The organism is Martelella sp., assembly GCF_984369615.1.
This window is the reverse complement of record NZ_CFHTCS010000097.1, coordinates 1-12908: the sequence shown is the minus strand read 5'-3', so window position 1 is coordinate 12908 and position 12908 is coordinate 1. Positions and strand designations below refer to the sequence as shown.

Genomic DNA, 12908 nt, shown 5'->3' with positions numbered 1-12908 from the left:
GGTGCGGCTGAAGAGTTCGAACAGCTTGTCGCCCTCGCCCCAGCGGATCGCGCGTTGCAGATAGGCGAGGTCTTCGGAAAACCGCGCCAGCATTTCCAGTATGGCGTCCCTGTTGTGCAGGCAGACGTCGCGCCACATGGTCGGATCGGAGGCGGCAAGGCGTGTGAAGTCGCGGAAGCCCGAGGCGGAATACTGGATGACTTCCGACTGTGTCACCGTTTCCATGTCGTCGGCTGTGCCGACGATGTTGTAGGCAATGATGTGCGGCAGGTGCGAGACAATGGCGAGAACCTTGTCGTGGTGCTCAGGCGCCATCCGGTCGACCTTGGAGCCGAGCGCCTGCCAGAATGCCGTAAGCTTCTGGAGCGCATCCTCGTCAACGGCTTCCGGCGGGGTCAGAATGCACCAGCGTTCCGCAAAAAGGCCTTCAAATCCGGCATCCGGACCGGAATGTTCCGTGCCCGCAATCGGGTGACCGGGAATAAAATGCACGCCTTCGGGCACGAAGGGCGTCATCTGGGCGATGACCGAGGCCTTGGTGGAGCCGACATCGGTCAGGATCGCGCCCTTTTTTAAATTGGGTGCGATTTTTTCCGCCACCGCGCCGGACGCACCGACGGGAACGGAGACGATTACCAGATCGGCGCCCCGGACGGCATCTTCGGCCGCTGCCGTATAACGGTCGCCCAGCCCGAGTTCCTCGGCGCGCCTGAGCGTTTCGGGAGAACGGGTGGAGACGATGATCTCGCGGGCAAGCCCCCTCGCGCGGATGTCGCGGGCAAGAGAGGAGCCGATCAGCCCGATGCCGATCAGGGCGATGCGTTCAAACATAAAGCCGCTCATGCCGCATCCGTCTTGGCTTTGCCGGCCATGAATTGCTTCAGCGCCGCGATCACGCCGCGATTGGCTTCGTCCGTGCCGACGCTCATGCGCAGCGCGTTCGGAAAGCCGTAGCCGGCAACCATGCGCAGCACATAGCCCCGCGATGACAGGAAGCGGTCGGCATCAGGCGCGCGCAGGCCGTCTTCGTCGGGAAAGTGGATCAGGATGAAGTTGGTGACGGACGGCGTGACCTCAAGGCCGAGCGCGATCAGTTCCCGCGTCAGCGTTTCGATCCATTCCGCGTTGAATTCAACGGCTTTCTGGGTGAAGCCGTCATCCTTGATCGCAGCCGTTGCCGCGGCGATTGCCGGAGCGTTGAGGTTGAAGGGGCCGCGCACGCGGTCCATCGCGCCGACAATCTCCAGCGGGCCATAAAGCCAGCCGACGCGCAAAGCAGCCAGTCCGTAGACCTTCGAGAAGGTCCGGGTCATCACCACATTGGCGTTCTCGGCGACCAGTTCGAGGCCTGCCGCGTAATCATTGCGGCGGACATATTCGGCATAGGCCGCGTCCAGCACCAGAATGACGTTCTCCGGAAGGCCGGCGTGCAGGCGGCGGATTTCCGAGAAGGGCAGATAGGTGCCGGTCGGGTTGCCGGGATTGGCGATGAAGACGATGCGGGTCTTGTCGGTTACGGCGGCAAGGATCGCGTCGACATCGACGGTCGCGTTCTTTTCCTTCACGGTAACCGGCGTCGCGCCATTCGCCATGATCTGGATCTTGTAGACGAGGAAGCCGTGCTCGGTGATGATCGCCTCGTCGCCTTCGCCGAGATAGACGTGGGCAAGCAGGCCGAGCAGTTCGTCCGAACCGTTGCCGCAGATGATGTTCTTCGTGTTGAGGCCGTATTTCGCCGCGATTGCCTCCCGCAGGGCGGTTGCCTGGCCGTCGGGATAGAGCGCCAGGTTCTCGCCCGCATTGCGCATCGCCTCGATCGCCTTCGGGCTGGGTCCGAGCGGCGTCTCGTTCGACGACAGCTTGTACACCTTCGCAACACCCTCGACATGGTCCTTGCCGGGGACATAGGCGGCAATATCCATGACACCGGGGCGGGGTGTCGGCTTCATCGACTGATCAGGCATAGGAGACCTCGAAAACAACATGTGGCCGCAAGAGCCGTTTGAACGGGAGAAGCAATAATGAGGATTAGGCGCTTTGTCGAGGGCGGCCGCCCCGCAGCGGCAAGACCATCAGGAGCGGCTGCGCGTGGTCGGTACGCCCTGGGGCGCAAGGGCGGGCACCAGAACCTTGCGTGCGGAACGGGCGGCCACCGGCAGGCCCTGATAAAGCCGCTTCTGCGCCTCGACGATGTTGACGCCGGAAAAGGCCGGCCAGAACGTGCGGCCGGACCGTTCGAAACCGGCGCGGAATTTCAGCACCGTCCGGCTTCTCGACGGCGGGAAGAACAGCGCCTCGGCAAAGGCGCCGGGGGTGAAATTGGTCTCCCGCAGCAGTTCCGTGATCTGGCTCTTGGAATAGGGGCGGCCGTTGCCGAAGGGCGTGTGTTCCAGCCTTGCCCAGACGCCGCGACGGTTGGGCGCGACGATGACAAGGCGGCCGCCGGGGGCGAGAATGCGCCAGAGCTCGCTCAGGGTCTCGCGCGGGCTTTCGGTGAATTCCAGCGCGTGCACCATCAGCACCCGGTCGATGGAGGCATCGGGCAGCGGCAGTTCCTCGTCCATGACCAGCGCGGTTGCCGACGCCGCGTGGGCAGGCCAGTTGATCGCGCCCTGGGAGGCAGGCATGAAGGCCATGACCCGTTCCGCATCCGTGCCGAGCCGGTCGAGATAGGGCAGGCAGTAGCCGAGCCCCACCAGGCGTTCGTCCGGGAGTTTCGGCCAGACAGGCACGAGCGCCATGGCGATGGAATGGGCGGCGAGGCGTCCAAGCCTGGTGTGGTAGAAGGCGCGAAGGTCAACGATATCGGCGTTCATGAGCGAAGTTCAGACGGCCCCGGTTGGACTTGAGATCGCACAGTACTACATTGAAGGCGACTGGGTAAGCAATCGCGAGGCTTGAGATGACTTCACTTCAAATCGCCGTCTTCATGTGCCGTTCGGACAATTACGGAGTTCTGGTCCATGATCCGGAAACCAAGAAGACGCTCAGCATCGATGCGCCCGATGGCGAGGCGGTGATCGCGGAAGCCGAAAAGCGCGGCTGGGTGATTACCGACGTCTTTGCCACCCATCATCACAAGGACCATGTCGAGGGCAACCTGCCACTGAAAGAGCGTTACGACTGCCGGATCGTCGGGCCGGTCGAGGAGGCGGTGGTGATCCCCGGCCTTGACCTTGCCGTCGGCGAGGGCGACGAACTGGATTTTGCCGGCCACAAGGTCGACGTTATCGAGACGCCCGGCCATACGGCGGGGCATGTCTGCTACCATTTCGTCGATGAGGGCCTGCTCTTTGCCGCCGACACGCTGTTTGCCATGGGCTGCGGCCGTCTGTTCGAACGGCCCGCCTCCGACATGTGGCCGTCGCTGAAAAAGCTTCTGGCGCTGCCGGACGAGACGGAAGTCTATTTCGGCCACGAATACACGCTCGCCAATGCCAAGTTCGCGCTCTCGGTCGATCCGGACAATCAGGTGCTGAAGGAGCGCGCCGAGGCGGTGGCCGCGCTGCGCGACGCCGGCGATTTCACCATTCCGACGACGATCGGGCTTGAAAAGAAGACCAATCCCTTCCTGCGGGTGACCGATCCCGCGATCCGGGCGAAGCTCGGCATGACGGAGGCGAGGGACGACGAGGTTCTCGGCGAAATCCGCCGGCTGAAGGACAATTTCTGATGGCGGGCGCGATCACGGCCGAAGCGATCATTGATGCGCTCGGCATGAAGCCTCATCCCGAAGGCGGCTGGTTTGCGGAAACGTTTCGCGATGCCGCCGGCGAACCGGGGCGCGGCGCTTCGACGCTGATCTATTTTCTGCTGAAAGCGGGCGAGCGCTCGCACTGGCACCGGCTGCTGACGACCGTCGAGGTCTGGCACTATTATGCCGGCGCGCCGCTGAAGCTGATGGTCTCGCCCGACGGCAGGAAGACGGAGGCGATGACGCTCGGGGCTGACATCATGGCCGGCGAGCGTCCGCAGGGCGTCATTCCCGCAGGGCACTGGCAGGCGGCGGAAAGCACGGGCGACTTCACGCTGGTGGGCTGCACCGTCGCCCCCGGCTTCATCTTCGATGATTTCGAACTTGCTGCCCCGGACTGGGCGCCTTCCGGCTGACGTCTCAACCCTTCTTCCGCATGATCATGTCGCGCGCGGCGAGAACCGCGCCGCCGGTGATCAGCAGGCAGGCGACGATCACGCGCCATCCCGGCTCGCCGAAGCGGGCGACGAGGAGCACGATGGTTGACAGCAGCGGCGCTGCGTAGCTTGCTGCACCCAGGACCTGAATATTGCCCTTCTTCACCCCGTAGTCCCAGGCATAAAAGGCGATGCCGACCGGAAACAGGCCGAGTCCGATGACCGCGAGCCACTCGCTCGCCGTTTGCGGCCAGACGGTCGTTTCAAGCAGGAGATGGCAGAAAAGCGACAGCGCCGAGGTCGCGAGGCAGAAGCCGGTCACCACATCGGTCGAGACCTTGGAGAAGGAGCGCGAGACCAGCGAATAGCCCGACCAGGTGAAGGCGCAGAGGAAGGCGGCGATATAGCCGAGCGCATATTCGCCGCTGATCGTCAGCCCGCCGCCACGCGTGATCAGCAACGCCGTCCCGGCAAAGCCGGCTATCGCGCCTGCGATGTGATGGGCCTTCAGCTTTTCGCCCGGCAGCAGCGCCGAACCGACAACGATCAGGAGCGGCCAGAGATAGGCGATCAGACCCGCATCGACGGCGGGCGCGTTGCGCAGCGCGGTGAAATAGAGGAAGTGGTAGCCGAAGAGGCCGGCAATGCCGGCGATCCACACCTTTGCCGGCTGGCGCAGCGCTCTGCGGCGTTCCGGCCGGGCGATCAGCACCGCAATGCCGGGCAGGCTCGCGATGAGAAAGGCGATGGCCGAAAGCTGGAACGGCGGCACATCGCCGGAGGCGGCCGTGAACAGGGCCAGAAACGACCACATGATGACGGCCGAAAAGCCGATCAGGGTTGCGCGCATTTGAAATGAAATCCTGGTGTCAGACGCCGAATTTCGAGGCGTAGATCGTCAGCTTGCCGATCTTCAGCGGGATCTGGGCCGTGACCGGGGCATAGACGTTCAGCTCCTCGTTGAAAGCGAACCAGACGACGAGCTCGCGGGTATTGGCGAGATATTCGATGTCGTCATCCTTGCGCTCATAGCCCGCGATCGGGCGGAAGCGGATCGCACAGCCGACGGCCCGGCCGGAAAAGCCCTTGGTGGAGAACGGTTTCGTGCCCGCGGGCGCCAGTTCCAGGTTCAGCCGCGTCTCGCCGTCGAAGATGGCGATCTTGTCCTGACAGGGATTTGGTGACGGCGGCAGAAGCAGCGCCGAGATCGGGTCGATGACCCCGCGCAGATGTCTCGCCGTGACGTCAACCCAATCGTCGCCGCGCGGGCCCGGGTCAGGTTCGATCGTCGAAGAGACGACGCGCTTGCGGGCGAATTCCGCGCCGTAGTCGCGGGCGTAATCGCCATCGCGGTAGCTCAGCTCGAATTCACGCGTTTCCGGGCGACCGTCCTTCCAGTCGCCCCTGGCATCGACCTTGACCGCGATCGAGGTGAAGAGATTGCCTATACCCGCCGCCTTGATATCGGCGTTGATCCGGTAATCTCCGTCATTGACCGTGGTGTTGAACACTGCATCGGCGATCTTGATGCCGGAGAAGGCGATGGTATAGACGGTCTGCTGCTTGATGTCCTCGGCCCTGGCCGCGGCCGACGCAAAAAGAAAAACCATAGCGATTACAGTCTGATAAATGACGGTTTTTCTCATGTCGCTCTCTCGCACCTGTGATATGGTCGTTCCTGCTCACCTGTTTATGTCTCAGGCGGGCTAAAAAAAACAGCGGTAAATTTCCGCGTCCCCGTGAAAAACCGGCATCTCGCCTTGACCTTTGCGTGCCGCGCGATTATAGAACCGCAACTTTCCAATTAGCCGCCAATTGGATCGCGGGACTAGGCCGTCCCGTTGTAAGCCGTTGGCTGAAGACGAGTATAGGTGAAATCATGTCCCGCATGTGTGAATTGACTGGCAAGGGCGTGCTGTCCGGCAACAATGTCAGCCATGCCAACAACAAGACCCGCCGCAAGTTCCTGCCGAACCTGTGCCGCGTGACGCTGATGTCCGAAGCCACCGGCCAGAGCTACCGCCTGCGCGTTTCCGCTGCGGCGCTGCGCTCGGTTGAGCATCGTGGCGGCCTCGACGCATTCCTGATCAAGTCCGGCGAGGGCGAGCTTTCGCCCCGCGCCCGCCTGATCCGCAAGGAAATCATCAAGAAGACGGCTGAGCAGGCCGCCGCCTGATCAACGGGCAGTTTTGAAACTGGAAAGCCTTGCTGCCCGGCAGTAAGGCTTTCTTTATTTGTCCTCCAACTGGTGGCATCACCCAGGATAAAAAAATGCGACAGTCGCAATCCGTCATTATCTACAGCCTGCTGATGGCAGGCGTCGTCCTCGCCTCCAACATTCTGGTCCAGTATCCCGTCAAGGGCACGGTCTACGGCATCTCGCTTGCCGACCTTCTGACCTGGGGCGCTTTCACCTATCCGCTTGCCTTTCTGGTCAACGACCTGACCAACCGCCAGTTCGGCCCGGCCGCCGCGCGCAAGGTGGTGGTTGCCGGCTTCGTCGTCGGCGTCGCCTTTTCCTTCTACGCCTCGGTGCCGCGGATCGCGATCGCCTCGGGCACGGCATTTCTGGTCGGCCAGTTTCTTGACATCACGCTGTTCAATCGCCTGCGTCGACAGACCTGGTGGAAAGCGCCGCTTGTCGGCTCGCTGTTCGGCTCTGTTCTCGATACCGTCCTGTTCTTCTCCATCAGCTTTGCCGCCGTCTTTGCCTTCATCGGCGCCAATGACGAATTCGCCCTCGGCGTCGCGCCGCTCTTCGGCATTTTCTCGTTCGTGGACGTGCCGCGCTGGGTGTCCTGGGCGCTGGGCGACCTCTCGGTCAAGCTGGTCTTCAGCCTCGTCATGCTGCTGCCCTATGGCGCGCTGATGACCTGGCTGCGGCCGATGCGTCCGGCGAATGCCTGATTGGTGCCGGTGTCCCTGACAGGACTTTCAGCGGCAGCGCAGCGAAAAAATCTCCCCCTCAAGGGGGGAGATCGACAGACATACATCTAGTCCCTGCGAAGACGAGAAATTCTCAAGCCTTCAGCACCGCCTCGACCGCCGCGCGCGGGCCTTTTTCCACGATATAGCGGTAGGCGCCGGTAATGGCCGAGCGGAATGCCGGCTCGCGGCGCAGGTCTTCCTCGAAGATCGATTCGTTTGAGAGAATGCGATCGACAAGCTGGTCGCCGTCATAAGCCGTTGCTTCTGCCAGAAGCTCTTCGGCAAGCGGATCCGTCAGCTTGCCATCCTCATCCGCCGTCACCTTGACGAAGCGGATCCAGCCGGCGACCGCGAGCGCCAGAAGCGGCCAGGGGTGGTTGTTCCCGATGTTGATCTCGATGCCGTGCAGAAGGCGCTGCGGCAGTTTCTGGCTCGTATCCCAGGCGATCTGCGAGGTCCGGTGCTTCAGCTTCGGATTGGCGAAGCGCTCGATCAGCGCGTCGGCGTAGTCCTCGAAGCTGACGCCCTCGATCTCCGGCAGCGTCGGGCGCTGCTCATCCATCATGATCTGGCGCGCGGCCCTGCGGAACACGTCGTCCTCCATGCAGGCGGAGACGGTTTCGAGACCGGAAAGGCTGCCGAGCATGGCAAGGAAGGTATGCGCGCCATTGAGCATCCTGAGCTTCATCATCTCGAACGGGCGCACGTCATCGGTCATCATCGCGCCGCCTTCGGCAAAGGGCGGGCGGGCGGTGGCGAAATCATCCTCGATCACCCACTGGCGGAAGGGTTCGCAGACAATGCCGTTCTCGTCCTCCTTGCCGTCATTGAGCGAGCGAAGGACGCCGCGACCGTAATCGTCGAGCGCGGGTACCACGCGGTCGACCATGGTGGAGGGGAAGGAGACGTTGGCATCGATCCAGTCGGCCAGCTTTCCGTCGCGCTGGTGGGCGAAGGAGAGAACGGCAGCACGGGCGAGCTTGCCATTGTCCGGCTGGTTGTCGCAGGAAAGCACGGTCAACCCATCGCGGCCTGCTTTCCGGCGGCGGTCCAGGCCCTCGACGATGACGCCGATCGCCGTGCCCGGTTCTTCCGGATGCGCGAGATCGGCGATGATCCCCTTGTTTTCCAGATCCAGATGGCCGTTGCGGACGCAATAGCCCTTTTCGGTAATCGTCAGGCTGATGACGGCCATGGGTTCGGACGCGATCAGGTCGAGAAGCGCGTCGATGCCGTCGCGCTTGGGATGGCACGTGCCGACCACCACGCCGATCTTGCGCGCGGTCACGGTCTCGGCATCCATCTCGGCGATCAGGTAGTCATGGCCGGCCTCGTCCAGGGCCGACAGTTCTTCTGCACCGGAATTCAGGCGCACGGCGACGACGCCGAAATCGCCGCCCGCCTTGTTCATGCCTTCCTGCAGGTAGACCATCGGATGGGCGCGAGCGAATCCGCCGAAGCCGATATGCAGAATGCGCGGGCGAAGCTCATCCTTGGCAAATTCCGGATTGGCGCGGATGATGGTCTCTTGCATGGGGTCTTCCTTCTGGTCGCCGTCATGGGGAGGATATCGGCGCGGCGGGTGACAGCCGTCAAGTCTTGTTTGCATAATTCGGCGGCAGGCGCAAAGATCGCCGCTGCCCCGAAACCGCTCGGCGCGGAACTTTCACAATCGCCGCCCGTTTAGGGTCGGCTCACCCAAACCGCGAGGACAGCATGGCCGGACGCGTACTGCTTCAGTTCTTTCACTGGTATTATCCATCGGGCGGGACGCTCTGGGACGAGGTGGCGGAAAAGGCGGAGGAACTGGCCGGCATGGGCGTCACCGATGTCTGGCTGCCGCCCGCATGCAAAGGCGCCGCCGGCGGCTACTCCGTCGGCTACGACACCTATGATCTCTTCGATCTCGGCGAATTCGATCAGAAGGGCACGGTTGCCACCAAATACGGCGACCGCGGTGCTCTTGAAAACGCCTGCCACACGCTTGCCGGTCACGGCATTGGCGTCATCCACGATGTTGTCTTCAACCACAAGCTGGGGGCGGACGAGAAGGAAAGAGTGCGGGTCCGACGCACCGATCCGCAGGACCGAACGAAGATCGAGGACGAGGCCTTCGAGGCGCTCGCCTATACCCGCTTCACCTTCCCGGGCCGGAACGGCGCCCATTCCGAATTCGTCTGGACCCACAAATGCTTCACCGGCGTCGATTATATCGAGGAGCCGGAGGAAACCGGCGTTTTCCGTCTTGTCAATGAATATGGCGAGGGGGAGTGGCACGACGAGGTGGATCAGGAGCTCGGCAATTACGACTATCTGATCGGCGCTGATGTGGAATTCCGCAACAATGCCGTTTTCGAGGAACTGAAATACTGGGGGCGATGGTTCTGCGAGCAGGTGCCGGTTGCCGGCTTTCGTCTGGACGCCGCCAAGCATATTCCGGCCTGGTTCTTCCGCGACTGGATCGCCCATATGCGCCAGAATGTGAAGGAGGACCTGTTTGTCGTTGCCGAATACTGGCATCCGGAAATCGACGCGCTGAAAGCCTATCTTGATCTGGTCGACCGGCAGTTGATGCTGTTCGATGTCGGGCTGCATTACCGCTTCCACGAGGCCTCGGTCGCGGGCGGCGACTTCGACATGCGCACGATTTTCGACGGCACGCTGGCGGCAGAGGTGCCGGACCATGCCGTGACGCTGGTTGAAAACCACGATACCCAGCCTCTGCAATCACTGGAGGCCGCCGTCGAACCCTGGTTCAAGCCGCTTGCCTATGCGCTGATCCTGATGCGCGAACAGGGCGTGCCGAGTGTCTTCTATGCCGACCTTTACGGCGCTCAGTATCGCGACAAGGGGTCGGACGGCGAGGAGTACGATATCGACATGCCGAGGATCGAATGCCTGCCGAACCTGATAGAGGCGCGCAAGCGCTTTGCCAATGGCGCGGAGACCATCGTTTTCGATGACGCCAATTGTCTGGCGGTCATTCGCGAAGGGACCGGCAACGCGCCCGGTTCCGTAACGGTTCTGACCAATGGCGAGGAAACAGCTAAGGACGTTGCGCTCGGCGAAGCCCATGCCAATGCGCGCTTCCGCGATTTTCTCGGCCACCGGGAAGACACCGTGACCACGGATGACAAGGGCCGAGCGTCCTTCCCGGTCAATGCGGGCAGCGTCTGCGTCTGGGTGCGCGAGGACAGTCTGTGAGCTTTACCCGCGCGGCAGGTTGCGGAAAGCCTTCTTCGCGGGCGATCCATTCCAGTCGGGATGCTGCATCTCCGCCTCTTTCCAGGCGCGCATGCTGCGCCGGTAGGCCGCGGGGGAGGCGATCCTGGGAATATGCGCAAGCTCCCAGTGGATGCCGTTGATCGGATCGTCGAAAAAGACGCCGTAATAGCCGGGCGCATAGACCGGATATTCGGCCGGCGTCTCGGTGACGGGAACAGAGTTCCGGACGAGAAACTCCTTGTGGAAGCGGTCGACCTCGCGCCGGCTTTTCGCCCAGAGCGCGATGTGGTGGATGCCCGTGGCGCGTGCTTCGTGGTCGAGCTTGCCGCCGGTCTTCGCCGGCTGGATGCCGATATAGCTGTGGGGGAAGGGGAAGCGCGCCATGTAATAGGTCGAGCGATAGCCGATATCCATGGTCCAGAAACTCTTGTAGCCGAGCCAGCCGAACATCCTGTCGTAGAAGGCGACCGACTTTTCGTATTCGATCACCGAGAATTCCACATGATTGACACCGCGCCAGCGCATCGGCCATCTCCTTTTCAGTTCGGCGGTGGAAGGCCCTTCGAATAATGACTACTGTGTCTTTTAGACCGGTGGTCTAAAATCGTCAACGGAAGCATGAAAATGGCATCGCGCAAAAACGAGAAGCCGATGGCGGAAGGAACTTCGGCGTTGGAGCGGCTGGAGACGCTGGCGCCTGAACGTCGCGAGAGACTGCTCGCTGCGGCGACGGCGGCCTTCGCCCGACACGGCCTGGCCGGCGCTTCACTCAACGCCATCCTGAAGGATTCGGGCATGAGCAAGGGGCAAGCCTATTATTATGTCCGCGACAAGGCCGACCTCTATTGCGCGGTGATTGAACGCGCGCTTGACCGTCTTTCCGGACAGATCGACTTCTCGCAGGTTGCCGAGGCGGGAGACCGGGCTGGTTTCTGGAAGGCGCTCAGGGCTGCGTTCGAGAAATTGGGCGCGCTTTTGATCGCCGAACCCGCAACGGCCTCGCTTGGGCGAACGATGTATGAGGGACCGGAGACCGAGAGGGCCCTGGAAGCGCCGCTCGGCCGCCTGAGGGCCGGGGCCGCCATGTTGGCGGAACACGGCCAGAGGCTGGGCGCGATCCGGACCGACCTGCCGCTGAGCCTCATCGTGGACATGGTGTTTGCCGCCGCTCGGGCTCTCGACCGCTGGTTCGCGGAAAACTGGTCCGAGCTCGCCCCGCAAGACGCGCAGCGCATCAACCTTCAGGGGCTCGCCATGCTTCAGGCCATGGTCGCGCCGCAGGACAGCTTCAATCCGCCAGCCTGAATTCCAGCATCAGTGTATTCTGCAGCGGGGAATTGTTGTCATCGGAAACGATGATCACATGGTGCGCGCCGTCATCCGCGCGGAGGATATCCATGCCCTCCATATTGTCGATCCGGTGCGTGCCGCCATAGGCCTGCATGATCACCGGACCGTCCACGGTGGCGCCCGGCCGGATCGCTTCTCCGGCAAAGCGCCGAATTCGCATGGCCACGCCGGCAAGCAGGGAAAAACGCCGCTCCAGCACCAGAAGGTCGCCATCCGGCAGAAAGGCCGCGTCGGTAACGTCATAACCCTCGCGTTTCACGACCTTGAAAATGCCTTTCTGCTGCCCGCGAACAATGGCGGCGAAGAGATTGCCGTGCGTGTCGATGCTTTTTTCCGCAATCGCCACCATGCGGCCGGCATCGTCAGTCGCGAGCGCCTCGAAACTGCCATTGCGCCGTAGCTCATAGGGCGGGATCAGGAAATCCGGTCCCGGCGCGGCATTCGCCTGCGCATGGCCGGCAAGCGGATAGCTGTCGATGCGGTGGCGCCCCTCGAAGCCCACATAGATGCGGTTGCCCGCAATGGCGAGGCTTTCGGCATCCATGCCGCTCTTGCCGGCGTGCACGCCCTTCGCATTCTTCATCGGCGTGACAGTGACATCGGCAAGCCCGGAAAGCCGGCCGGACGCATCGCGCGTCACCCGTCCGTCGATCCATTCGCCGGTATCGGCCACGGCGATGAAGCGCTTGCCGTCGGGCAGGAAGCGGATTGCGGAAAGCGACTGGAAATCGGGATCGGGCGAGGTCAGCGTCAGCCCGCCGATGAATGCGAGACGGCCGAAACGATCCGTGTCCTTTTCGGGAGCGAATTTCTCGATCGGCACGGCGTCGACGGGGACGGCGGCCGCAACGGCCGGCGTCGCGACCAGCGCGAGCGCCAGACAAGCGAAGGCGGCTCTCATCTGGCGCGTCTTCTGCCCTGGGAAATGCCGGCGGCCTGTTCCTCGAACAGCCCGGCAAGCTGGTCGGTCATGGCGCCGGCCAGTTCGTCGGCGTCGACGATGGTCACGGCCCGACGATAGTAGCGCGTCACGTCATGGCCGATGCCGATCGCCAGAAGCTCGACCGGCGATCGGGTCTCGATATGCTCGATCACCGCGCGCAGGTGCTTTTCGAGAAAATTGCCGGGGTTGACCGAAAGCGTGGAATCATCCACCGGCGCGCCGTCGGAAATCATCATCAGGATGCGGCGTTGTTCCGGCCGGCCCATCAGCCGGTCGTGGGCCCAGATCAGCGCCTCGCCGTCGATGTTTTCCTTCAGCAGGCCCTCGCGCA

General features: G+C 62.7%; 15 protein-coding genes. 6 read left to right on the top strand and 9 right to left on the bottom strand.

Going from position 1 to position 12908, the window contains the following annotated elements; translation table 11 throughout:
- From AC5DC2_RS10125 to AC5DC2_RS10115, 3 genes are all read right to left on the bottom strand, one after another.
- Positions 1-843 (bottom strand): prephenate/arogenate dehydrogenase family protein (locus AC5DC2_RS10125; protein WP_491698388.1); only part of this gene is annotated, 843 nt, incomplete at its 3' end.
- Positions 840-1949, bottom strand: coding sequence for a histidinol-phosphate transaminase (gene hisC, locus AC5DC2_RS10120; protein WP_491698387.1), 1110 nt, complete (start codon positions 1947-1949; stop codon positions 840-842). The genes hisC and AC5DC2_RS10125, both read right to left, overlap by 4 nt.
- A 123-nt stretch (positions 1950-2072) precedes the next feature.
- Positions 2073-2816 carry a class I SAM-dependent methyltransferase gene (locus tag AC5DC2_RS10115; protein WP_491698386.1) on the bottom strand — a complete coding sequence of 248 codons (744 nt, stop codon included), beginning with the start codon at positions 2814-2816 and terminating at the stop codon, positions 2073-2075.
- 86 nt (positions 2817-2902) lie between these two features.
- Here AC5DC2_RS10115 and gloB point away from each other — a divergent pair, with 86 nt between their 5' ends.
- Both gloB and AC5DC2_RS10105 read left to right on the top strand, forming a co-directional pair.
- On the top strand, positions 2903-3673 hold the full coding sequence (gene gloB, locus AC5DC2_RS10110; RefSeq protein ID WP_491698385.1) for a hydroxyacylglutathione hydrolase: 771 nt from the start codon (positions 2903-2905) through the stop codon (positions 3671-3673).
- 11 nt (positions 3674-3684) lie between these two features.
- Entirely contained in the window at positions 3685-4110 is a 426-nt protein-coding gene (locus AC5DC2_RS10105; protein ID WP_491698389.1) for a cupin domain-containing protein, read from the top strand.
- Between the two features lie 4 nt (positions 4111-4114).
- Here the strand turns inward: AC5DC2_RS10105 and yddG are convergent, their stop codons facing one another.
- A complete protein-coding gene (gene yddG / locus AC5DC2_RS10100; protein ID WP_024707793.1) occupies positions 4115-4981 on the bottom strand; it encodes an aromatic amino acid exporter YddG in 867 nt (288 codons plus the stop codon).
- Between the two features lie 19 nt (positions 4982-5000).
- Positions 5001-5741 (bottom strand): DUF3108 domain-containing protein, encoded by a 741-nt coding sequence (locus tag AC5DC2_RS10095; protein WP_024707794.1) that lies wholly within the window; start codon positions 5739-5741, stop codon positions 5001-5003.
- A 269-nt stretch (positions 5742-6010) separates the two neighbouring features.
- On the opposite strand from AC5DC2_RS10095, the gene rpmB reads away from it, so the two are divergent.
- Together rpmB and AC5DC2_RS10085 are read left to right on the top strand one after the other, a co-directional pair.
- A complete protein-coding gene (rpmB, locus tag AC5DC2_RS10090; protein ID WP_024707795.1) occupies positions 6011-6307 on the top strand; it encodes a 50S ribosomal protein L28 in 297 nt (98 codons plus the stop codon).
- Positions 6308-6402: 95 nt separating this feature from the next.
- Positions 6403-7038 (top strand): VUT family protein, encoded by a 636-nt coding sequence (locus tag AC5DC2_RS10085; protein ID WP_491698384.1) that lies wholly within the window; start codon positions 6403-6405, stop codon positions 7036-7038.
- Between the two features lie 112 nt (positions 7039-7150).
- Here the strand turns inward: AC5DC2_RS10085 and AC5DC2_RS10080 are convergent, their stop codons facing one another.
- Positions 7151-8593 carry a mannitol dehydrogenase family protein gene (locus AC5DC2_RS10080; RefSeq protein ID WP_491698383.1) on the bottom strand — a complete coding sequence of 481 codons (1443 nt, stop codon included), beginning with the start codon at positions 8591-8593 and terminating at the stop codon, positions 7151-7153.
- A gap of 182 nt (positions 8594-8775) precedes the next feature.
- Between AC5DC2_RS10080 and amyA the strand changes: the two genes are divergently transcribed.
- Positions 8776-10263, top strand: coding sequence for an alpha-amylase (gene amyA / locus AC5DC2_RS10075; RefSeq protein WP_491698382.1), 1488 nt, complete (start codon positions 8776-8778; stop codon positions 10261-10263).
- A 3-nt stretch (positions 10264-10266) separates the two neighbouring features.
- Here the strand turns inward: amyA and AC5DC2_RS10070 are convergent, their stop codons facing one another.
- On the bottom strand, positions 10267-10809 hold the full coding sequence (locus AC5DC2_RS10070) for a VOC family protein (protein ID WP_024707799.1): 543 nt from the start codon (positions 10807-10809) through the stop codon (positions 10267-10269).
- Between the two features lie 99 nt (positions 10810-10908).
- On the opposite strand from AC5DC2_RS10070, the gene AC5DC2_RS10065 reads away from it, so the two are divergent.
- A complete protein-coding gene (locus tag AC5DC2_RS10065) occupies positions 10909-11589 on the top strand; it encodes a TetR/AcrR family transcriptional regulator (protein WP_491698381.1) in 681 nt (226 codons plus the stop codon).
- On the opposite strand, the gene AC5DC2_RS10060 is transcribed toward AC5DC2_RS10065, so the two are convergent.
- On the bottom strand, positions 11573-12535 hold the full coding sequence (locus AC5DC2_RS10060) for an esterase-like activity of phytase family protein (protein ID WP_491698380.1): 963 nt from the start codon (positions 12533-12535) through the stop codon (positions 11573-11575). The genes AC5DC2_RS10065 and AC5DC2_RS10060 overlap by 17 nt on opposite strands.
- The coding region (locus AC5DC2_RS10055) for a cobaltochelatase CobT-related protein (protein ID WP_491698379.1) at positions 12532-12908 on the bottom strand (377 nt) is incomplete at its 5' end. The genes AC5DC2_RS10055 and AC5DC2_RS10060, both read right to left, overlap by 4 nt.

What these genes read in the sequence shown, in the direction of transcription:
- AC5DC2_RS10095 (WP_024707794.1), bottom strand. Translation starts at nt 5,741, where the DNA reads ATGGTTTTTCTTTTTGCGTCGGCCGCGGCCAGGGCCGAGGACATCAAG.
- AC5DC2_RS10065 (WP_491698381.1), top strand. Translation starts at nt 10,909, where the DNA reads ATGGCATCGCGCAAAAACGAGAAGCCGATGGCGGAAGGAACTTCGGCG.
- yddG (WP_024707793.1), bottom strand. Translation starts at nt 4,981, where the DNA reads ATGCGCGCAACCCTGATCGGCTTTTCGGCCGTCATCATGTGGTCGTTT.
- AC5DC2_RS10060 (WP_491698380.1), bottom strand. Translation starts at nt 12,535, where the DNA reads ATGAGAGCCGCCTTCGCTTGTCTGGCGCTCGCGCTGGTCGCGACGCCG.
- AC5DC2_RS10115 (WP_491698386.1), bottom strand. Translation starts at nt 2,816, where the DNA reads ATGAACGCCGATATCGTTGACCTTCGCGCCTTCTACCACACCAGGCTT.
- AC5DC2_RS10085 (WP_491698384.1), top strand. Translation starts at nt 6,403, where the DNA reads ATGCGACAGTCGCAATCCGTCATTATCTACAGCCTGCTGATGGCAGGC.
- AC5DC2_RS10080 (WP_491698383.1), bottom strand. Translation starts at nt 8,593, where the DNA reads ATGCAAGAGACCATCATCCGCGCCAATCCGGAATTTGCCAAGGATGAG.
- hisC (WP_491698387.1), bottom strand. Translation starts at nt 1,949, where the DNA reads ATGAAGCCGACACCCCGCCCCGGTGTCATGGATATTGCCGCCTATGTC.
- amyA (WP_491698382.1), top strand. Translation starts at nt 8,776, where the DNA reads ATGGCCGGACGCGTACTGCTTCAGTTCTTTCACTGGTATTATCCATCG.
- AC5DC2_RS10070 (WP_024707799.1), bottom strand. Translation starts at nt 10,809, where the DNA reads ATGCGCTGGCGCGGTGTCAATCATGTGGAATTCTCGGTGATCGAATAC.
- gloB (WP_491698385.1), top strand. Translation starts at nt 2,903, where the DNA reads ATGACTTCACTTCAAATCGCCGTCTTCATGTGCCGTTCGGACAATTAC.
- rpmB (WP_024707795.1), top strand. Translation starts at nt 6,011, where the DNA reads ATGTCCCGCATGTGTGAATTGACTGGCAAGGGCGTGCTGTCCGGCAAC.